The 20,239-nt window shown below is 57.5% G+C and carries 17 protein-coding genes and 1 tRNA gene; 10 read left to right on the top strand and 8 right to left on the bottom strand.

Annotated features, from left to right (window positions below):
- The first annotated feature begins 2 nt into the window (after positions 1-2).
- The 6 genes from addB to AC0J4F_RS02845 all read left to right on the top strand — a co-directional run bounded on the left by addB (position 3) and on the right by AC0J4F_RS02845 (position 8,999).
- Positions 3-3,143, top strand: coding sequence for a double-strand break repair protein AddB (addB, locus tag AC0J4F_RS02870; RefSeq protein ID WP_473025350.1), 3,141 nt, complete (start codon positions 3-5; stop codon positions 3,141-3,143).
- Positions 3,140-6,655, top strand: a complete 3,516-nt coding sequence (gene addA, locus AC0J4F_RS02865; RefSeq protein ID WP_473025349.1) for a double-strand break repair helicase AddA — start codon at positions 3,140-3,142, stop codon at positions 6,653-6,655. Before addB ends, addA begins: the two co-directional genes overlap by 4 nt.
- Positions 6,656-6,740: 85 nt before the next feature.
- Positions 6,741-7,061: a thioredoxin gene (gene trxA, locus AC0J4F_RS02860; RefSeq protein ID WP_055672927.1), complete on the top strand. Its 321-nt coding sequence runs from the start codon at positions 6,741-6,743 to the stop codon at positions 7,059-7,061.
- 151 nt (positions 7,062-7,212) lie between these two features.
- Positions 7,213-7,848 carry a nucleotide exchange factor GrpE gene (grpE, locus tag AC0J4F_RS02855; protein ID WP_133949097.1) on the top strand — a complete coding sequence of 212 codons (636 nt, stop codon included), beginning with the start codon at positions 7,213-7,215 and terminating at the stop codon, positions 7,846-7,848.
- A gap of 75 nt (positions 7,849-7,923) precedes the next feature.
- Positions 7,924-8,535: a trimeric intracellular cation channel family protein gene (locus AC0J4F_RS02850; protein WP_133949095.1), complete on the top strand. Its 612-nt coding sequence runs from the start codon at positions 7,924-7,926 to the stop codon at positions 8,533-8,535.
- Positions 8,536-8,624: 89 nt separating this feature from the next.
- Complete coding sequence (locus AC0J4F_RS02845) at positions 8,625-8,999, top strand: VOC family protein (protein ID WP_133949093.1); 375 nt, start codon at positions 8,625-8,627, stop codon at positions 8,997-8,999.
- A gap of 291 nt (positions 9,000-9,290) precedes the next feature.
- Here the strand turns inward: AC0J4F_RS02845 and AC0J4F_RS02840 are convergent, their stop codons facing one another.
- The 5 genes from AC0J4F_RS02840 to AC0J4F_RS02820 form a co-directional block, all read right to left on the bottom strand.
- Positions 9,291-10,199, bottom strand: coding sequence for an ornithine cyclodeaminase (locus AC0J4F_RS02840; protein WP_133949090.1), 909 nt, complete (start codon positions 10,197-10,199; stop codon positions 9,291-9,293).
- A 10-nt stretch (positions 10,200-10,209) separates the two neighbouring features.
- Entirely contained in the window at positions 10,210-10,575 is a 366-nt protein-coding gene (locus AC0J4F_RS02835; protein WP_133949088.1) for a DUF1049 domain-containing protein, read from the bottom strand.
- A gap of 62 nt (positions 10,576-10,637) precedes the next feature.
- Positions 10,638-10,937 (bottom strand): integration host factor subunit beta, encoded by a 300-nt coding sequence (locus tag AC0J4F_RS02830; RefSeq protein WP_008191762.1) that lies wholly within the window; start codon positions 10,935-10,937, stop codon positions 10,638-10,640.
- Positions 10,938-10,952: 15 nt separating this feature from the next.
- Positions 10,953-11,939, bottom strand: a complete 987-nt coding sequence (gene sppA / locus AC0J4F_RS02825; RefSeq protein ID WP_133949086.1) for a signal peptide peptidase SppA — start codon at positions 11,937-11,939, stop codon at positions 10,953-10,955.
- 124 nt (positions 11,940-12,063) lie between these two features.
- Entirely contained in the window at positions 12,064-12,492 is a 429-nt protein-coding gene (locus tag AC0J4F_RS02820) for an FKBP-type peptidyl-prolyl cis-trans isomerase (RefSeq protein ID WP_473025348.1), read from the bottom strand.
- 245 nt (positions 12,493-12,737) lie between these two features.
- Here AC0J4F_RS02820 and AC0J4F_RS02815 point away from each other — a divergent pair, with 245 nt between their 5' ends.
- Positions 12,738-14,753 (top strand): 5'-nucleotidase C-terminal domain-containing protein, encoded by a 2,016-nt coding sequence (locus AC0J4F_RS02815; protein ID WP_133949082.1) that lies wholly within the window; start codon positions 12,738-12,740, stop codon positions 14,751-14,753.
- A gap of 108 nt (positions 14,754-14,861) precedes the next feature.
- Here the strand turns inward: AC0J4F_RS02815 and rpsA are convergent, their stop codons facing one another.
- The 3 genes from rpsA to aroA all read right to left on the bottom strand — a co-directional run bounded on the left by rpsA (position 14,862) and on the right by aroA (position 18,804).
- Positions 14,862-16,559 (bottom strand): 30S ribosomal protein S1, encoded by a 1,698-nt coding sequence (gene rpsA / locus AC0J4F_RS02810; RefSeq protein WP_133949080.1) that lies wholly within the window; start codon positions 16,557-16,559, stop codon positions 14,862-14,864.
- A 272-nt stretch (positions 16,560-16,831) separates the two neighbouring features.
- Positions 16,832-17,452 carry a (d)CMP kinase gene (gene cmk / locus AC0J4F_RS02805; RefSeq protein ID WP_473025347.1) on the bottom strand — a complete coding sequence of 207 codons (621 nt, stop codon included), beginning with the start codon at positions 17,450-17,452 and terminating at the stop codon, positions 16,832-16,834.
- Positions 17,449-18,804, bottom strand: a complete 1,356-nt coding sequence (gene aroA / locus AC0J4F_RS02800; RefSeq protein WP_473025346.1) for a 3-phosphoshikimate 1-carboxyvinyltransferase — start codon at positions 18,802-18,804, stop codon at positions 17,449-17,451. The genes cmk and aroA overlap by 4 nt, the downstream gene beginning before the upstream one ends.
- A 266-nt stretch (positions 18,805-19,070) precedes the next feature.
- On the opposite strand from aroA, the gene AC0J4F_RS02795 reads away from it, so the two are divergent.
- From AC0J4F_RS02795 to AC0J4F_RS02785, 3 genes are all read left to right on the top strand, one after another.
- Positions 19,071-19,463 carry a TIGR02300 family protein gene (locus AC0J4F_RS02795; protein WP_133949074.1) on the top strand — a complete coding sequence of 131 codons (393 nt, stop codon included), beginning with the start codon at positions 19,071-19,073 and terminating at the stop codon, positions 19,461-19,463.
- 149 nt (positions 19,464-19,612) lie between these two features.
- A tRNA-Ala gene (locus tag AC0J4F_RS02790) sits at positions 19,613-19,688 on the top strand.
- A gap of 78 nt (positions 19,689-19,766) precedes the next feature.
- Positions 19,767-20,189: a YqaA family protein gene (locus tag AC0J4F_RS02785; protein WP_133949072.1), complete on the top strand. Its 423-nt coding sequence runs from the start codon at positions 19,767-19,769 to the stop codon at positions 20,187-20,189.
- Positions 20,190-20,239 lie beyond the last annotated feature (50 nt).

Raw genomic sequence — 20,239 nt, 5'->3', positions numbered from 1 at the left:
AGATGCCGGACCAGCCCCGTCTTTTTACAGTCTCGCCCGCCGTATCCTTTCTTGAGACCTTTGTAGACAAGCTTGTTGACGGGCAAATCGTTCCAGGGTTCCGGCCGCTCGATGATCCATTGCTGTTGTCGTCAGCAACGCTGTACCTGCCGACGCGCCGCGCCGCGCGCCTGCTGCCAGACCTGTTCCAGAAGGCTTTTGACGGCAAGCCTGTGCTTTTGCCAATCATCCGGCCGGTCGGTGATGCTGATGAGGATATCCAGTCGCTGAGTTCTGGTCCGGACCTGGAACCGCTGCCGCCGGCCATGCCACTGATCGACCGGCACCTGGCGATGACCCGGCTGGTTATGGCTTGGAAAGGCGCTTTGCGCCGTGAAGCTCTGGCCCTGCGGTCCGATGAGCCGCTTGGGCTTCCCGCATCGACCGCCGATGCAGCCTGGCTGGCTGGCGATCTCCTGACCCTGATGGATGAAGTGGAAACGGAAGAGGCGGACTGGAGCGAGCTTGCCGGGCTGGTGCCGGACGATCATGCCCGCTATTGGCAGATCACGCTGGACTTTCTGCAGATTGTTCAGGAGGCCTGGCCGGCGCATTTGGCAGAACTCGGCAAGATGGACCCGAAGGCCCGCCGGTCCGCGCTGATCCGGCGGGAAGCCCAACGCATTTCCATGACGTTGCCAAAAGGTCCGGTCATTGTGGCAGGCGTAACCGGCTCGGTGCCGGCAACGGCTGAACTTCTTAAAGCTGTGGCCGGGTTGGAGCAGGGTGTGATTGTGCTGCCCGGGTTGGATCTGGACCTCGATGACCGGTCCTGGGAGGCGCTTGGCAAGCGGTTTGTACCCGGCACACGGCATGGAAGCGGGACAAAAACACCTCCGCCCTTGTCCTCTCATCCGCAGTATTCCCTGAAACAGCTGCTTGATCGGCTTGGCGTTACGCGGGCGGATGTTTGCGAGTTTGGTGAAGCTGATAATGTGCAGCGCCAACGTCAGAAACTGGTTTCGGAGGCATTGCGCCCTGCGGACACCTCGGACGGCTGGACAAGTTATCTGGGTGCGACCCCCATCGAAGTCCGAGCGGCTGCACTCGGCAATGTCGGTCTCATGACAGCCCGCAACGAGGCAGACGAAGCTCTGAGCCTGGCAATTGCCTTGCGGGAGGCAATCGAACTCGGCGAGACCGCAGCGCTGATCTCCCCGGATCGGATGCTCACCCGCCGCGTGGCGGCGGAGCTTGCGCGCTGGAACATCCAGGCTGACGACAGTGCTGGCCGTCCGCTCGATCAGACCGCGCCCGCCATTCTGGCGATCCTGGCCGCAAAGCTTGCGCTCAATGGCTGTGAGCCGATTGATCTTCTGTCGCTTCTGAAACATCCGCTGGCGCGGCTCGGTCTGCCTATCAAAGACATCCGCGCAGCAGCTCGGGCCTTGGAGCGCGGGGTGATCCGCGGCGAACGGCCCCGCCCTGGTACGAGTGGTTTGATCATGGCTGTAGAGGCCTGCAGAGCCGCGGCAGAGAATGCACACACGCCGCGCTGGAAGAAGGTGCACGAGGGCGATTGGGATGTGATCGCGGATCTCGTAGCACGTCTTCAGAGCGCGCTCGCACCGCTGGAGAACATGACCGGAGATCGGGACCCTGTGCCGGTGGACCACCTCGTTCAGGCGCATGTCGATGTCATGCAGGCGATTTCTGCGGATGAGACAGGCGCCGCGGATGAGCTCTATGCGGCCGAGGCTGGCGAGGCACTGGCGGCGTTCTGGTCCGGGCTGTTGGAAGCAGAGGCCAGCGGTCTTTCTGTGCCACCGCACGAGTGGCCATCCGTTCTGTCGGCATTGATGTCGGGGGACGCCGTGCGCCGGCGCTTGCCGGGGGATCCGCGGGTGCAAATCCTCGGGCCAATGGAAGCACGCCTGCAAGCATTCGATTTTGTCATTCTCGGTGGGCTCAACGAGGGCACGTGGCCGCAGCGTACCCGCAACGATCCCTGGCTCAATCGGCCAATGAAACGGGATATGGGGCTGGAACCCCCGGAGCGGCGCCTGGGAGCAGCAGCCCATGATTTTGCACAAGGGATGGGTGCCAAGCGGGTCCTTCTTTCCCGTGCCGCAAGGGCTGATGGGGCTCCGACGGTCGCATCAAGATGGCTGCAGCGTCTGACTACTTTGGCCGGACCGGAGATCGCAGCTGCGATGGAGGCGCGGGGCAACCGCTATTTGCAACTCGCAGCGCTGTTGGATCGCCAGGCAGGTGATGTGCGTCCCGCGGACCGGCCCGCACCGAAACCTCCTTTGGCAGCGCGGCCAAAAACGCTGTCGGTGACAGAAATCGAACGGCTGGTGCGGGATCCTTATGCGATCTTTGCGCGGCATTCGTTGGAGTTGCAGCCGGTTGATCCGATCGGTGGGGAGCCGGGAGCCGCCGACAAAGGCAATCTCATTCACGATGCACTTGCAGAGTTCTTGTCGACCTGGACCGGACCGTTTGACGAAACGGCGGTGACGGCTTTGCTTGAGATCGGAGAAGAGCTGTTCGAACCGCTGGACGCGTTCCCGGCAATCCGGGCGCTCTGGTGGCCGCGGTTCCAGCGGATTGCTGAAGGGTTTGTTGCGTTTGAGGCCAAGAGGTCTTTGCACGTCGAAAAACGGTTCCTGGAGATCGGCGGCGGTGTCGAACTGAAACTGCCCGGTCTAGATTTCCGCCTGCGTGGGCGGGCAGACCGAATCGATCTGATGAATTCAGGATCTCTTTCCGTCATTGACTACAAGACTGGCCAGGTGCCGTCGCAAAAACAGGTGGATGCTCTGTTGTCGCCACAGCTGCCTCTGGAAGCGGCGATGATCCAGCGCGGCGGGTTCAAGGACGTGCCAGCTGGCGAGCCGGTTGGTGAACTGCTTTATCTGCAGCTGAAAGGAGGCACTGACGCCGTGCTCGAAATCGGCCGGAACCCGAAAGATGCGGTATTGGAGGAGCTCATCGAGGATGCCTGGCAGCGTCTCGAACAATTGATCGCCCATTATGCCAAGGAAGAGACCGGTTATCTCTCCCGGGCCCGCGTCATGCAGGGCCGTCAGATCGATGGTCCTTATGACCATCTGGCGCGCGCGCAAGAATGGGCCCTTGGCGGGGAGGATCCGGCATGAGTGGCTTCCAGATCCCCGACCTCACGCGGCAGCGTCAGGATCTTGCATCGCGCCCCCGAGCGTCCGCCTGGGTGAGTGCAAACGCCGGATCGGGAAAGACCTTTGTCCTGTCACGCCGGGTTGTCCGGCTCCTGCTGGATGGCACCGACCCATCCCGCATCCTGGCCCTGACCTTCACTAAAGCTGCGGCCGCTGAAATGGCGACCCGCGTCTTCAAGATCCTCGGCACCTGGGTGACGATGGACGATGCGGATCTTGCTAAGGAGCTTTTTGAGATCGAAGGGCGTCATCCGGATGCCGCCCGGATCGCGATGGCCCGGCGTCTGTTTGCGCGTGCGCTTGAAACGCCGGGCGGCCTTAAAATCCAGACCATCCACGGCTTTTGCGAAGCCCTTCTCCATCAGTTCCCGCTTGAGGCCAATGTCGCCGGTCACTTCAACGTTCTCGACGACCGCATCGCAGCGGAGTTGATGGCGGAAGCGCGTGCCAGCGTCTTGCATAAGGCGGAAATGGAGCCGGAAAGCCCGTTCGGCCAGGCGCTTGCATCTGTTATCGATCTGATGAGCGATGGCGGTGCGCAAAAGGCTCTGGATGAACTCATTCAGAACCGCGATGCGTTCCGACGCTGGACGGTCGATGCGGGTGGTTTGGAACCAGCATTACAGACCCTGGCGGGCGATCTTGAGATTGATCCGGCCCAGCAGCTTTCAGATTTCGATTGCCGCTTTCGCGCCGAATGTCCTTTCGATCTGAACACTTGCCTCAGTTACGCAGAAGCGTTGGACACGGGCACGAAAACGGATCAGGGCAAGGCAGAGGCGCTTGTTGCGGCAATCCGCCAGACCGATCCGGGCCTTTTCCGCGAGGCATGGCTTCCGCTCTTCCTGACCGGCAAGCTTGAGGCACGGAAATCGCTGGCGACCAAGAAAGTCACCGAAGCGTTTCCGGACATGGTCGATGCGCTGATTGCGGAACAAGCCCGGCTTTTGGAGCTTCTGGACGGGCGCCGGAAGGTCGTGACCTATGCGGGCACCGTCGCGCTTTTACGGCTCGCGGATGCTGTGATCACGTATTACGAACGGGCAAAGACGGCCAAAGGTTACCTGGATTTTGAAGACCTAGTGGTCAAGACGGCCACGCTGCTCGCCAAATCGGACGCGGCTCAGTGGGTGCAATACAAGCTCGATCAGGGCTTGGATCATATCCTTGTTGATGAGGCACAGGACACGAGCCCGCGCCAGTGGGAGGTGGTCAACGCCTTGGCCGCCGAGTTCTTTGTTGGTGACAGCGGGCGTGAAAAGGTTCGGACCCTCTTTGCAGTGGGGGACGAGAAACAGTCGATCTATTCCTTTCAAGGCGCTGTTCCGGCTTATTTCGACCAAATGCGCCGGGCCTTTTCCAAGCAGGCACAAAGCGCGGAGCAGGAGTTTCATTCGGTAAACCTTCAGCTCTCGTTCCGCTCGACACCGGATGTCTTGGGGGCGGTCGATGAGGTTTTCAAAGACGCCAGCGCTTATCAGGGGCTATCGCAAGAGGGTGTGGCCCCGGTTCATGAGGCGATCCGGCTGGATCCCGGGATTGTTGATCTTTGGCCGCTGGAAACTGAGGCCGAGGTGAGCGAACCCGATGACTGGCGGCTGCCGGTCGATCACGTCGGCTCGGGCAGCCCGATGTTGAAGGTCGCCAAGCGGATCGCGTCGACCATCAAAGGCTGGATGCTGGACGGGACCGCAGAGCCGGGTGATGTCATGATCCTGGTCCGTAAGCGTGGTCCATTTGTTGAGGCGCTGAACCGGGAGCTGAAAAATCTCAACATCCCGGCGGCTGGTTCAGACAGGCTGGTTCTCACAGATCATATCGCGGTTCAGGATCTCGCAGCTCTCGGGCGTTTCCTTCTTCTGCCGGAAGACGATCTTTCTCTGGCGGCTGTTTTGAAAAGCCCTCTGTTCGGCCTGGACGATATGGATCTTCTGGAAGTCGCGCGCGAAACAGATGAAAAAATTCGCCCCGGCACGCTCTGGCAGATGCTCGTCAAGCGATCTGAAACGTCTACAAAATGGCAGGACGTTCGCCGGCAGCTTGAGGATTGGCGGGCGCGGGCAGACTTTGTCCCGCCGTATGAGTTCTATGCTCGACTGCTTGGGGCCGACGGAGGGCGTCAGGCGTTCCGCCGCCGCCTCGGTGTCGAGGTCGATGATGTTCTCGATGAATTCCTTGCGCTGACCATTGCTTATGAGCAGGCCGGAACGCCCGGTCTGGAAGGGTTCCTCGCCTGGATGGCCGCTGCGCCGACCGAGATCAAACGTGAACTGACGAACACCAAGGGCATGGTGCGGATCATGACCGTCCACGGCTCCAAGGGGCTGGAAGCGCGTATTGTCATTCTGGTTGATCCAGGTGGCGCGCCGGTGAGTGCGATCCATGATCCGAGCTTCTTACCGCGGCCGCGTCCCGGAAACGATTTGTCACCTCCTGCTCTTGTCTGGTTGCCTCCGAAGACGGATCGTATCAGCTGGCATGACGAAGCAGTAGAGACGCTCCGGAAGGGGCAGGAAGAAGAATACCGCCGTCTTCTTTATGTCGCGCTCACACGTGCCGAAGACCGATTGGTTGTTTGCGGCTGGGAGCCGAAACGCGGCGCGCATGACGATTGCTGGTATTCACTTGTGTCCGCTGCCTTGAAACCACAAGCCAAAGAACTGCACGATGCCAATGGTGATGTTGTCGGGTGGCGTTGGCAAAAGGACCCCAATGTGAGTTCCGGCAGCGCACCGTCACCCGGTCATCCTCGAACGGCTGCGAGTGTATCTGGTGACGACCTCACGCTGCCTGACTGGGCACACCAACCTGTCACACCTGTTTCCAGAAAAATCCGGCTTCAACCGTCAAAGGCGTTTGAAGACATGGAAGACAAGGACGGTATTGAACCGGTTCCGGCTGTGGCGCGCCTAGCAGCTGGGCGCCAGCCGGATTCTTGGCCGTTGGAACGAGGGCGGTTGGTCCACAGGCTATTAGAGTTGCTGCCTGACTTGCCGGCAGTGTCACGGATGGCGGCTGCGGAGAGATTTCTGGATCAGGCTCTGAAGCCGGTCTTCGCGCCTTTCAAAGACACTTTGCTGAAAGAGCTTGAGCAGGTCCTGAAGGAACCAGAGTTTCAGCCCGTGTTCTCAGAAAATGGCCGGGCGGAAGTGGCCCTGGCTGGAACGATTCGTTCTGCAAATGGCATGGACGTTGAGGTGTCGGGGCAGATTGACCGCCTGATTGTGGACGGCAACGAAGTTGTGATTGTGGATTACAAGACCAATCTCAAACCGCCGGAGACACTTCATCAAGTGCCGTTGGAGTATCGGGCGCAGCTCAGTGTTTACAGGGAGTTGCTGCGGCAGATCTATCCGGCAAAGACAGTCCGATGCCAATTGCTTTGGACAACAGGGCCATCGTTGATGGAGATTCCGGGCGAACTTCTTGATGAAACTTTTGCCGGATTGGCGCCAGAGGTCCGGCCTGCTTGACGGAGCCGCTTCGGCTACCTACGTTCCAACCAACTGACGTACCTGAACTGGGTATGTGTGAACCACCGAACCACGAGATGTTGTAATGGCTACCACCCAAGTCACCGATGCTTCCTTTGAAGCTGATGTTTTGAATTCCGACGAGCCGGTCGTTGTGGACTTTTGGGCCGAATGGTGTGGCCCGTGTAAGATGATCGCGCCGGCTTTGGAGGAAATTTCCGAAGAAATGAACGGTCAGGTCAAAATCACAAAGCTCAACATCGATGAAAACCAGGACATGGCCATGAAATATGGCGTCCGGTCCATTCCGATGCTGATCCTCTTCAAAGGCGGTGAGCCGATGGCCACTCAGGTTGGCGCTGCACCGAAAGGCAAACTTGCCGATTGGATCAAGAGCGCCCTTTAAGGCCTTAAATAGCTGTGGTTGCCGCCGGGCGCTGCAGGTGAGCTTTGCAGAGCGGCGGGTAAGGTTGACGCTTATCCGCCGTTTCTCTTTGATTTTGCCGCCCCCGGACGTATAAGCAACGCCAAATGTGTCTGAGCCAAACGGAACACCAATGAGTGAAGAAAACAAATCGCCGGAAAATCAGCCGGACGGGCTGAATCCAGAAGCTGAAGCTGTCAATGAAGCTGCCGCGGCCGCTGAGGAAAGCGTGGTCGACCCGGTGGAAGCTCTGATGGCCGAAAACGCGGATCTGAAAGATCGGGCCTTGCGCACCATGGCGGAAATGGAAAATCTCCGCCGCCGCACTGAAAAAGAAGTCAAGGACGCGCGCCAATACGCAGTGTCTGGCTTTGCCCGCGACATGCTGACTGTTTCCGACAACCTTAGCCGTGCGCTGGAGGCTCTGCCGGAAGACGATCGCAAGAATGCAGATGCCGGCGTCGCCTCCCTCATCGAGGGAGTGGAGATGATCGAGCGGGACCTACTGAACCAGCTTGAGAAAAACGGTGTGCGCAAGCTGGAGCCGGAAGGGCAGAAGTTCGATCCGAATTTCCACCAAGCCATGTTTGAGGTACCCAACACCGAGGTTCCGAACAACACCGTCGTTCAGGTCGTGCAGGCTGGTTATGTGATTGGCGAACGCGTTCTACGCCCGGCTATGGTGGGCGTCTCCAAAGGCGGCCCGAAAGAGGCTCCGAAAGCAGACGTCGGCACAGAACCTGGTGAAACTGTTGATAAAAGCGCCTAAAGCGCCCTAAGATCAATGGATTGAAGCAGGCCGCCCCTCCATACGGACCGGGCGGCTTTCTTTTTGGGGGCAGGAATGCTGTTGCAGTTGCTTGATTATCTGGGTGTTGCCGTGTTCGCCGTGACCGGGGGAATCGTTGCCTCACGCAAGCAACTGGATTTCATAGCCTTTCTGTTCTTCGCAACGCTGACCGGTATTGGAGGCGGCACGCTGCGCGATCTTCTTTTGGGAGTGCCGGTCTTCTGGGTGGTCAACGAAGCGTATCTTGTCGTCTGCCTCGTTGTGAGCGTGTTCCTCTGGTTCTTTGCTCATTGGATTGAACGCTTCAACAAGCCGTTGCGCTGGGCAGATGCCGTTGGTGTTTCAGCCTATTCCGTAATGGGCGCGGCAAAGGCCCTAAACGTTGGGGATACTCTGTTGGTTGCTGTTTTGATGGGCGTCTCAACAGCGACTTTCGGCGGAGTCTTGCGGGACACGCTTGCGCAAGAACCCTCTTCGATCGTCAAACCAGAGATCTATGTCAGTGCCGCGTTTGCAGGTGCTGGCAGCTATGTTTTGCTGGCCCAAGTTGGTGTTGTTCCATGGGCAGCGGCGATTCTTGCGGGAAGCGTTGCGATGCTCCTGCGTGGCGGAGCTATTCTCTATGGTTGGAGCTTGCCGGGATACGGCCATCGGCGCCGGCCTTGAGCTTCACGCCCAGTATCCGGTTCCCCATATGCAACTACAATCAAAAGCTGTTATGTCTTCTCCTCCGGTTGAGTAGTCAGGAGGGTGACATGTGGGAACACGGTCAGTTTTGGTGGAATGAACTGATGACCCGGGATGCTGAAAAGGCGAAAGCGTTTTATGGAAGCACGCTTGGATGGACCTTCTCTGAGATGCCGGTGGAAGGTGGCGGAACCTATTGGGTTGCCAATCTCAGTGACAAACCGGCCGGTGGGATCTTCGAGATGAAAGGCCCGGATTTCGACGGGCTGCCCGACCATTGGTTTTCCTATATCGCCGTCGACAACATCGACGAACGTCTTGAATTGGCAAAAGCCCACGGCGCTTCGGTCACACGGCCGCCCTTCGACGTGCCGGGTATTGGTCGGATTGCGCTGCTCAAAGATGCAGGCGGCGCCGCACAGGGCTGGATGACCCCAGCGTAGCGCGGCATTTTGAAAGCAAAAAAGCCGGCTCTCATGGAACCGGCTTCGCGCCCTCATCTTAGAAAACAAGCCCGTAGGTTGTTGCGACGATCACGATCAAACCGATCGTGATTGCCGGTAGACTTGCTGAATAGGCAAGTGTCGTCAGCATGTCCTGCTCCTTTGCAAAACGACATTGTGCGACATCGGTGCCCATGCACATGCGGATGTGCGCGAGCGGCGGCTTTTTGTTCTTATGGACGCCCCCGGATAGCAAACGAAATGGGATGGCCGCCGTCTGAAATCCAGACGTCAGGCCTTCAAGAAAACGTGTGCAGCCAGAACGAAATCGGCGAGCCCAGTGTCTGGGCACGGAACGAAAAGTGTTCTTTGTCCATAATACCGCCGTCCGGCGCGTTCACCGCGCGCCAATTCTTCCAGCCCAGCCGTCCATTCACAGTTGGTTCGCGGCGCTGATTTCAGGTTCGTGGTGAAGAGACGTGCTTCTTGCCAAAGCGTGTCCGGGATGGGGGGATTGGCCACCAAAGCATCTACGTGGCATCCAGCTGGAGGATCGAACTTGGATAGATCTATCCAGTCACCAGATCCAGCCTCCGGTCCCGCCAGGCACACAATGTCTGCGCCCTCAAGAGCGCTGGAAATGTCGTCTGTGACGCCTGCCGAAACGTGAGAGAGCTCTGAAATCCCAGCGATCCGCCGCCGGATCTCCTTGTCCGTTCCTGCAAAAAGGATCGAGGTGATATTACGGACAGCTGAATAGGCGGAAATAAGGCGTGGCAGGCGCGGGTCGCTGCCAATCACCAGCAGACGGTGAGCATCTTCACGGGAAAGATAAGCAGCAGCCAATGCATGTAAACCGGCGTCGCGCCATGTGGCGAGGCGAACCCCGTCCAAAAGTGCGATCGGTTGCCCGCCACTGCCTGAGAACAACACGTAGAGACCGGAAGGGTCGCCGGTTTGTTCTGGTAGTGCCAGCGATAAAGAACAACCGACGTAGCCGCGATCTATGTGCCCCTGTCCGGCAAAGTCGGACCACGCAGGCTGCACAGCGAATTGACCTGCCTGCGTATCAGGGCGGGGAATGCTTGCCGTAAGTGGTGCGCTGACCTGAGCAAAGGACCGGTAACCTTGGCGTAGGATCTCAATTGCGTCCCGATCGCTCAGGCACAGGTCAATGTTGCTGCTGGAAATGATCCGCATTGTAAAGCGGTTATGCGGCGGTGCGGTTGCCCGGCCGCGGCAGGCTTGCGGTCGCAGAGCTGCCCTGTCCGTCTGTAGTCAGTTCGCGCAGCTGGTCGGCTTCCTTGTGCCACTTGTCAGCTTCCCGGCGTTTAACACGGGCTTCCTTGCGCCAGCGGCCTTGCTTCGCCCAAGCCCCGATGCCACCGACTATAATGCCGCAGCCGAGGCTCGCAAAGATGATCCAGAACAGGGGGATATCCGGGATCGTCAAGCGCGGGTCTTGCGGATCAAACGGATTGAGGGCCAGGGAGACCGTGTGCCGATTGGCAACGGATAAGGGAACGAGAACAACTGCAATGGCGAGCAAGATCAAGTTCTTGATAAAGCGGGTCAAAGCAGTCTCCCTAACGGTCTGAGCAAAACGCGATTGCGGCGATGAGGCAAGCTAAAGGGGACTCAATCGTCCCCGTGGTCGACACCATCATTCAACCGTATACGCATTTCTTTGCCGGTTTTGAAGAACGGAACATGTTTTTCATCCACTTCCACCTTTTGGCCGGTTCGTGGATTGCGCCCGATCCGGGCAGGACGGTTTTTGACAGAGAAGGCGCCAAAACCTCTGAGTTCAACGCGGTCTCCGCGCATCAGCGCTTCAGTGATCTCATCAAGAATCGCATTGACGATGTTTTCGACATCCCGCTGATAGAGATGTGGATTTTGTTCGGCAATATGCTGAACAAGCTCTGATTTGATCATGAAGAGCCCCCTCGATTACGGTTTTCTATCTGCCGCTACTGGAGCCTGCCAAACCGACACGAGCCCGTCAAGCATAAGGTCCCGAGAAATCAGCCCTTTAGCCTCATTTAGTGGCTCCAAGACAGCCAAACCGAAGCCTTTGCCGACTTCCCGGGAGACACGGGACGCAAATGGCAGTTCTTCGATGCTCTCTGTTGTTGTCCAGGTGATGACCGGAAGGTCTTTGGCAACACCTTTTTCCGTTTCGAGCCAGGATACCGCCGTTTCCTCTCCGCCAATGGCGTCTATGAGCTTCTCCTGAAGGGCCCGTTGACCCAACAAAACACGGCCGTCGGCAAGTTCCAGGGCTTTCGATTTGTCCAGGTCCCGGCGCTCAGCGAGAATGTCGACAAACCAATTGTAGGAATCGGTCACCATTGCCTGCAGCATCGCTTTGGCTTCCGGCGTCGCAGGGGAATAGAAGTCAGGTTCGGCTTTCAAAGGCGCGCTTTTGACCGCTTCCATGGAAACGCCGACGGTTTCAAGCAGCTTTTCAAAGTTGCCGAATTGGAAGAGGACACCGATCGAGCCGGTGATGGTGTTGTACCGGGCGACAATATGATCAGCGGACATGGCGATCAGGTACCCGGCGGAGGTCCCGATTGTTCGCATTTCGGCAACAACGGGCTTTTTGTCCGAGAGTTTGCGTAAGGCGTTGTAGATCGCTTCGCCGCCGGTTGTGCTGCCGCCGGGAGAATTAATCGAGACAATCACGCCCTTCACAGCGTCGGATTTACCGATCTTCTCCAGCATCTCCAAAGTTTTCCGGTTTTCCAGGATCATGCCTTCAATCGGGATGCGCGCGATGTGGGCGGACCGTTTCGACATGTTCGCAGCGCCCGCAAAATACACCAGGCCGCCGATCAGAACCAAGGCGGCGACAAGAAACGTTGCCACCCGCCAGAATGTCACCTTCCGCCGCAAACGCCTGCGATCAACCAATGCATCGACATCCATCGCCATTGCGCGAAAAACTCCAAATTTATCATCACAATTCAAGTGGCTCGGACCCTAGGCTCGAGGCGCCCAAATTGCAAATACTGGATCAATACGTAGGGGTTGAATAACGCGAATTTACCGCCTTATCTCAATTGATGCCCGTCAGCTGGATCGCGAAAGTAAGGTTTTTGCCAGCAAGCGGATGGTTTGCATCCAGTACAACGTTGTCGTCGTCAAATGACACGACCACAACACTCATCACCTGGCCGTCCGCGGTCTGACCTTGCAGCTGCATTCCAATTTCCAGCGGAACATTTTCCGGGATCTGCGTCCGCGGCACGGTTTGCTGAGCATCCGGATTGTGTGGCCCGTACGCATCTTCGGCTGCGATCGTGACGGTTTTTTCGTCACCGACCTTCATGCCCGGGATCTCGCGATCGAGCCCCGTAATGATCTGGCCGGAACCAACGGTGAATTCGAGTGGCTCGCGGCCTTCTGAACTGTCAAAAACGGAACCGTCGTCCAGAGTTCCCTTGTAGTGAAGTTGCACCATATCGCCGTGTTTGGCTTCGGTCATGAGGCGTATCGCAATTCTGTCTTGGGGTGGGTTTTGAGGCCGCAGTCTGTTGCAGGTGCTCGTCTCTTGCGGATAAGCCTACTGTACTGGGCAATAAAACGAAACCCGCCATCCAAGGCAAAGATTTTGGAATGGTCCGAATTGCCTAAGTCCTTATCAGGCTATTCATTTTGCTGACACTTGGCCGTGGAAGAGGACACGCGTCCTTTCCAATCCATTCTGCCGATCCGGCCAAGGAGGTTATTATGTCGAACCCGGTTTCATCTGGGCTGTCGCGCCGTTCATTTTTGAAAACTGGGGCTGTCGTTGCTGGCACGGCGCTAGTCCCGTCCATTGTTTCCTTCCGTGCCCATGCCAAGGCTGGGCCTGGTGAACTCGCCATGGTTCCAGCTCAGCCAAACCCAAACGGGGAATTTGAGCGCTTGTTTCTTTTGAAAGGCGATCCGCTTTCAGGGCCTATCCGGACGATCGTGACCGAAGAGGGCAATCCTGTCCCGATGCCAACGCTTGAAGACGGCGAGCGGCGCGTGCTCCGTGTTCTTCACTTCAACGATATGCACAATCATCTGACAGAGATGCACGGCAAGCGCGGAGACACGCACCGGTTCTCGCAAATCGTGAAGATGGTCAAAGACATCCGCGGCGCGGCAAAAGAGGACGAGATCGTTCTTTTCGTGTCTGCCGGCGACGACCACACCGGTTCGATCTTTGATGAACTGATGGGGTGGGCCCCGGAGGAGTTTGTTGCCGATGCGGGTTACCGGGCGAATTCCGCCGCCGGTGTCGACATCGCCGTCCTTGGCAATCACGAATTTGACCGGGGTGCGGAACTTCTGAAGTTGGGTATCGATACCGATGCCGACTTCCCGGTCCTGTCAGCCAACATTCATGGCTCGAAGCATATAGCGCGTGACGAAGACTACGTGGCCGCGGCCATTGCCGAAGTGAAAGGCCTTCGGGTGGGTTTCATTGGTCTGACGACAGCGATTGACACCCGTGTTGGCCAGCCGGACGATCCGGATCTTGCCGTTGCCAGCCCGGTGGATGCCGCCCGCAACCTGACCCCAGCACTATCCGAGGTGTGTGATGTCATCGTTGTGTTGTCGCATTGCGGTTATGGCGGCGATCAGCACAAGAGCGGTAAAGCTGCAACATCCCGCACAATCGGCGAAGGCGACTTTGCAATTGCGGATGCCGTTGGTCCGCTGACTGACAAGCCGGTGGTCCTGATTGGCGGTCATTCCCACACAACGCTGAACGAGAGTGGCATCAACACCGACAATGTTGTCAACGGCGTCCTGATTACACAGGCCAATGCCCACGGCAAGTTTCTGGGCGATGTCGCCATGTCGATCGCAGCGGATCAGGGGCGCAAAGGCTGGTTCACATCTGTCGGTTTGCACCCGACCAAGAAGCGCGACCAGCGGGTTGCAGCGTACGATCCTAAGTTTGCCTCTCTCGAACAGCCTGAAGACTACGATCAAGCATTCGAGGAAGCGCATATCGCTCCGATGATCAAGGCGCTGGATACCAAACTGGCGGAAGTCATTGGACAGGTGTCTGACGATAAGGGCCTGACCTCGGAAGAAACGTTTGCTGACCGGTATGTTGGTGAAGTTGCGCTTGCGAACTACATGAACGATGCGCTGGTCGAGGCGTCCAAGGCCTTTCCCGGCGGTCCGGTGGATCTGGCGATCTTCAATGCAACAGGATTGTCCGCCGGTATCTCCAAGGGCGATCTGACCTTCCGGCGCTGGTATGACGTCATGCCGTATGCGGATGCTGTGCATGTTGCGACCATGACCGGGGCTCAGCTTAAGGAAATGCTCGATAACAATGCCAAGCGTCTTCTGCGCCCTGAAGAAGCGGAAGACGTTGATATGAAGGGCTTTGTGTCGCGCGGCTTCCTGCATTTCTCTAAGGATCTGCGCTACAAGATCGCACTTGGAGCGACGGCAGCGGATGCGCGGGCTGTTGATATCACGGTCCAGGGCAAGCTGCTGGATGAGCAGTTGGACAAAACCTTCCGAGTCGCTTTCAACACCTATATTGCTCTGGGCGCCTTCGGTGAAACCTGGAACGGCAAGCCGATCGGTGCGGATGTTCCGGGCAATATTGCGAGCTTTGACGTGCGTCAGCTGCCGTTTGAGCACACCGGCCTCGTTTACCGGAACGAAGTGATCTCCCACATTCGCAACACTGGAACCGTTGGCCCGGAGTCCGGCGCAAAGAAGGATGGTCGTCTGACGATCGTTCAATGATTTGTGCTGGTCAGGCGTTTCTTCGGCTGACGATACGAACCAAAACAAAAAGCCCGGCATCGCTGCCGGGCTTTCTCGTTTTTAGCTTCTGGAAAAGAAGCAGGTAACTTAGTCGTCACCCTGCTGCTTCAAAGCAGCACCCAGGATGTCGCCGAGGGACGCGCCGGAGTCGGAAGAACCGTACTGTGCGACAGCTTCCTTCTCTTCTGCGATTTCCAGCGCCTTGATGGAGGCGGAAACGCGGCGTGTCTTCTTGTCGAACTGCGTGATGCGTGCATCGAACTTGTCGCCGACAGAGAATTTCTCCGGACGCTGCTCATCCCGGTCACGGGAAAGGTCAGCACGGCGAACGAATGCAGTCAGGTCACTGTCTGCGATCTTCACGTCCAGGCCACCGTCTTTGATCTCGATGACTTCACAAGTGACAATCGAGTTCTTACGGATTTCGCCAGCAGCACCGGTTTCCATCGGGTCGCCAGAGAGCTGCTTGATGCCGAGAGAGATGCGCTCTTTCTCAACGTCAACGTCAAGAACGATGGCCTTGACCATGTCGCCCTTTTTGTACTCTTCGATGACCTGCTCGCCCGGACGGTTCCAGTCCAGATCGGACAGGTGAACCATGCCGTCAACGTCGCCGTCGAGACCGATGAAGAGACCGAATTCGGTCTTGTTCTTCACTTCGCCTTCAACTTCGGTGTTGATCGGGAACTGCTCAGCGAATGCATCCCACGGATTCTGCAGGGTCTGCTTGAGGCCGAGAGAGATGCGGCGCTTAACCGGGTCGACTTCCAGGATCATCACTTCGACTTCCTGAGAAGTGGAAACGATCTTGCCCGGATGGACGTTCTTCTTGGTCCAGGACATTTCGGAAACGTGGATCAGACCTTCGATGCCTGGCTCCAGTTCGACGAATGCACCGTAGTCGGTGATGTTGGTCACGCGGCCGTTGAACTTGGCTTCGATCGGGTACTTGGCTTCGATGCCATCCCACGGATCAGCTTCAAGCTGCTTCATGCCAAGGCTGATACGGTGTGTGTCCTGGTTGACACGGATGATCTGAACCTTGACGGTCTGACCGATCGTGAGAACTTCGGACGGGTGGTTGATGCGGCGCCACGCAATGTCGGTGACGTGCAGCAGGCCATCGATGCCGCCAAGATCGACGAACGCACCGTAGTCGGTGATGTTCTTGACGACACCCTCGACTGTGTGACCTTCTTCCAGGCTCTGGACCAGTTCCGAACGCTGCTCGGCACGGGTTTCTTCCAGAACGACCCGGCGGGACACAACGATGTTGCCGCGGCGTTTGTCCATCTTCAGGATCTGGAACGGCTGCGGTGTGTGCATCAGCGGAGTGACGTCGCGAACCGGGCGGATGTCCACTTGCGAACGCGGCAGGAAGGCAACAGCGCCATCCAGATCGACGGTGAAGCCGCCTTTGACCTGGTTGAAGATCTGGCCGTTGACTTTTTCGTTGGCTTCGAAAGCCACTTCCAGGCGAACCCAGCTCTCTTCGCGGCGCGCTTTTTCGCGCGACAGAACAGCTTCGCCGAGGGCGTTTTCGACACGCTCCAGGTAAACTTCGACTTCGTCGCCGACGTTCATTTCGCCATCACGGCCTTTGGCGCCGAATTCCTTCAGCGGCACGCGGCCTTCAACTTTCAGACCAACGTCGATGACGGCCAGGTCTTTTTCGATCGCGACGACGGTGCCTTTGACAACAGCACCTTCGTAAAGGTCGTTCTGGACGAAGGACTCTTCGAGAAGAGCCGCAAAGTCTTCCATGGAGGGATTAAAATCAGACATAGATACTCCTAGCGCCTTTTGGCGCGCCGCCGGCGGGTTGGTGTTGCACTCCGGAGCTTCTGCCTCCCGGAACCGACGTTTCGTCTGGTTCTTCCGCTTTAATCAAGCGGGCCGGCGGGGCGAGAAACAGAAAATCCGGTCTCGTCACAGGCCACATGCGTGTCCTGCCGAAAAAATCTGTCCATTTCTGAACAAAAGGCCCTAAGGGCGGGTTCCGGCCAAAATGCGCAAAAAGGGGCGCACTCTGGAGTGAGCCCCGCATCATCTGATGCCTATGCAGCTTTGGAAACAATGTCCACAGCCGCTTGGAACGCTGCTTCTATATCCATTTCCGTCGTATCAAGCAAGACCGCATCGTCCGCTTGTTTCATCGGAGCCACGGTTCTTTGGCTATCCCGTTCGTCGCGGCGTTTCAGATCGTCCAGGACTGAGGCGTAATTTGCCTCATTGCCCTTGGAGATCATCTCGTCTGTCCGGCGCCGCGCTCTTGCTTCCGGGCTGGCCGTGACAAACAGCTTTACGGTGGCATTGGGGCAGACGACCGTGCCAATATCCCGACCGTCCAGAACGGCGCCGGGAGGTGTTTCGGCAAACTTGCGCTGCAGGTTGACCAGTTCTTCTCGCAGACCACCGAGGACGGCTATCCGGGATGCTGCTTCGCCGATCTCATGAGCGGACAGAACCGACTTGTCCATCTGAGCAAGATCGAGATGTTGCGCGATTTCAATCGCAACACTCTCATCCCCCAGCGGCAACCCCTTCGCCAAGAGTGCAGCAGCCACGGCCCGGTACGTCAGGCCCGTATCCAGATGGCGCAGCTCGAAATGTTCGGCGAGCCGCCGTGCAAGCGTGCCCTTTCCTGAGGCGGCCGGACCGTCGATTGCAATAATCATGCGGCCTCACTCGAGTTTGCAGAGATCTTTGCGCCAAGCTCTTCAAACAACGACGTGAAGGTCGGGAAACTGGTCGCAATCACCGCGCCGTCATCCACCGTCACAGATTTATGTGCTGCAATACCGAGGATCAGGAACGACATGGCGATCCGGTGGTCTAGATGCGTGACAACTGTGCCGCCGCCGATATCGGCAGCACCGCCCGTGACAGTCAAAGTGTCTTCGGTTTCAACGCAAGGTATGCCGTTGGCCTCCAAACCACGGGCTACAGCTGCAAGCCGGTCGGATTCCTTTACACGCAGCTCCTCAAGACCGGGCATGAAGGTGTTGCCTTCGGCAAATGCAGCAGCAATTGCCAAAACCGGGTACTCATCGATCATGGACGGTGCGCGCTTTGCCGGAACTGTGATCCCCTTCAGCTTGCTATGCTTCACGCGGATATCGGCGACCTCTTCGCCGCCAGCGCTGCGCTTGTTGAGGAGTTCGATATCACCGCCCATTTCGATCAGCGTCGTGATGACGCCGGTGCGGTGCTCATTCAGCATGACATTCTCGATCGTGACATCCGAACCCGGTACGATCAAAGCGGCAACAATCGGGAAAGCGGCAGATGACGGATCAGCCGGAACATCGATGTCCTGTGGCTTCAGTTCCGGCTGACCGGTGAGTTTGATCACCCGCTCTCCGGCTTCGTTGAGAGACACGGAAATGTCCGCGCCGAAGCCCTTTAGCATTTTTTCCGTGTGATCCCGCGTTGCAATCGGTTCGATGACCGTTGTGACACCCGGAGCGTTGAGGCCGGCTAGAAGCACAGCGGATTTCACCTGAGCTGAAGGCATCGGAACGCGGTATGTAATTGGAAGAGCTTGTTCTGCACCACGGATTGAGGCCGGGAGGCGATCGCCATCGCGGGCAATCACGTTGGTGCCCATCTCACGCAATGGGTCGAGAACACGACCCATCGGACGTTTGGAAAGAGACGCATCGCCAACAAAGGTCGCTGCAATGTTGTGGCTGCCGAAAATGCCCATCGTCAGGCGCACGCCGGTTCCGGCATTGCCGAAATCAATAACGCCTTCTGGCTCCAAAAGGCTGCCGAGACCGATCCCGTCGACGGTGTAGGAGCCGTCGTCCTGTTTTTCGATCTTGGCACCGACGGCCCGCATGGCATCGGCTGTCGCAAGAACGTCTTCAGATTCCAAAAGGCCTTGAACAGTGGTGCGGCCAACGGCAAGGGCGCCAAACATCAAGGACCGGTGAGAGATGGATTTGTCGCCAGGCACGCGAATGGTGCCTTTCAGCGGGCTGCCTGCCGCTGAAGTGAGCGGAACAGGTGCGGAAGTGTGTGACATTATGTTTGTCCGCAAGCTTGCTAGTTTGTCAAAAGGTGCCACGTCCTATCACGCAAGGGCGGCGGCGTCATCCATTAGCGCCGGATAACAATCCTTTATGTGTACGGATGCAGTGAGCCTGCTTGAAATTTGCCACGCATCGTGCAGAAAAGTGGAACCGAAAAGAAAAAACAGCGATTTGGCTTTGACATCGGCCCTGAGTTAGCGCTAAGGGCGGCGAACTCAAATTTCCAAATCGACCATCCAAGCTATGAAGGGTGAGCACAGTGGCAAAACCTGAACTTGGCACAAAGCGGCTGTGCCCGGGCTGCGGCGCCAAATATTATGATCTCAACCGCGATCCGATTACCTGCCCGAAATGCGGGACGATCTTCGAGGCTGTAATGACCTCTCGCGCGGCGAAAGCCGCCAAGGTTGAAGAAAAGCCGGAAGATGATGAAGACGAGGACGATGCAGCGGCTCCGGAAATCGTAACGCTGGAAGAAGCCGACGCGGAAGCCGAAGGCGGCGATGATGATGTGCCGGACATCGATGGCGATGATGTTGAACTCGAAGACGACGACAGCGCCGATGATGACGTCTTTATCGATGAAGACGATGAAGACGATGAAGCTGTTCCCGGTATCCGGGTTGAAGTAGACGACGATCCTGATCGTTAAGTGACTGGCCGGGAAGTGTTTTTTGCGCTCCCGGCCTTTTCCACAAGGGCAGGCTGAAATCATTCAAATTTCCGCTTGATCTTACCAGGAGGTGCGACTATGGTCCGCCTCCATCAGCCGGAGCGATCCCAACGTTTCCGGACATAAATGGGGCCTTAGCTCAGCTGGGAGAGCGCTTCGCTGGCAGCGAAGAGGTCAGGGGTTCGATTCCCCTAGGCTCCACCATCTTCTCTTCCATATGATGCTACTTGACCCCGATGAACGGTTGCTTCTGAAGCGAAGTGGCTTATATCGCGGCGCACGATGATTGCGCTGTTCCTATCTTCCTTTCTTGCTGCAACGTTTTTTCCGGCTCAATCGGAGTTGGGGCTCGTCTATCTGGTGACCAACTACCCGGAAGACCTGGTGGCTTTGATTGCAGTTGCCAGTGTTGGTAACACCCTTGGATCGGTTGTGAATTGGGCCATCGGTCTGGGACTGATCCGGTTTGCCCGTCCCGCAGAGCATTCCGGGAAGGCGTCGAAATGGTATGCCAAAGCGCAGCACTGGTATGAGAAGTATGGCTACTGGAGTTTGTTGATCAGTTGGGCGCCTCTTGTTGGAGACCCGGTAACGCTCGTCGCTGGTGTGTTCAGGGAGCCCCTGTGGCGATTCTTTTTGTTGGTGGCGATTGCGAAAACGGTCCGGTACATCGTGGTTGCCGCGATTGCTCTTCAGTTCATCTGATCGTCTGGTGGCGACTGAAATCAAACTCTTTGTGATGTCGGTTGATTCAG

Source organism: Roseibium sp. R5 (assembly GCF_055755305.1).
The sequence above is the reverse complement of the archived record's forward strand: the minus strand, read 5'-3'. Positions and strand labels throughout refer to the sequence as shown.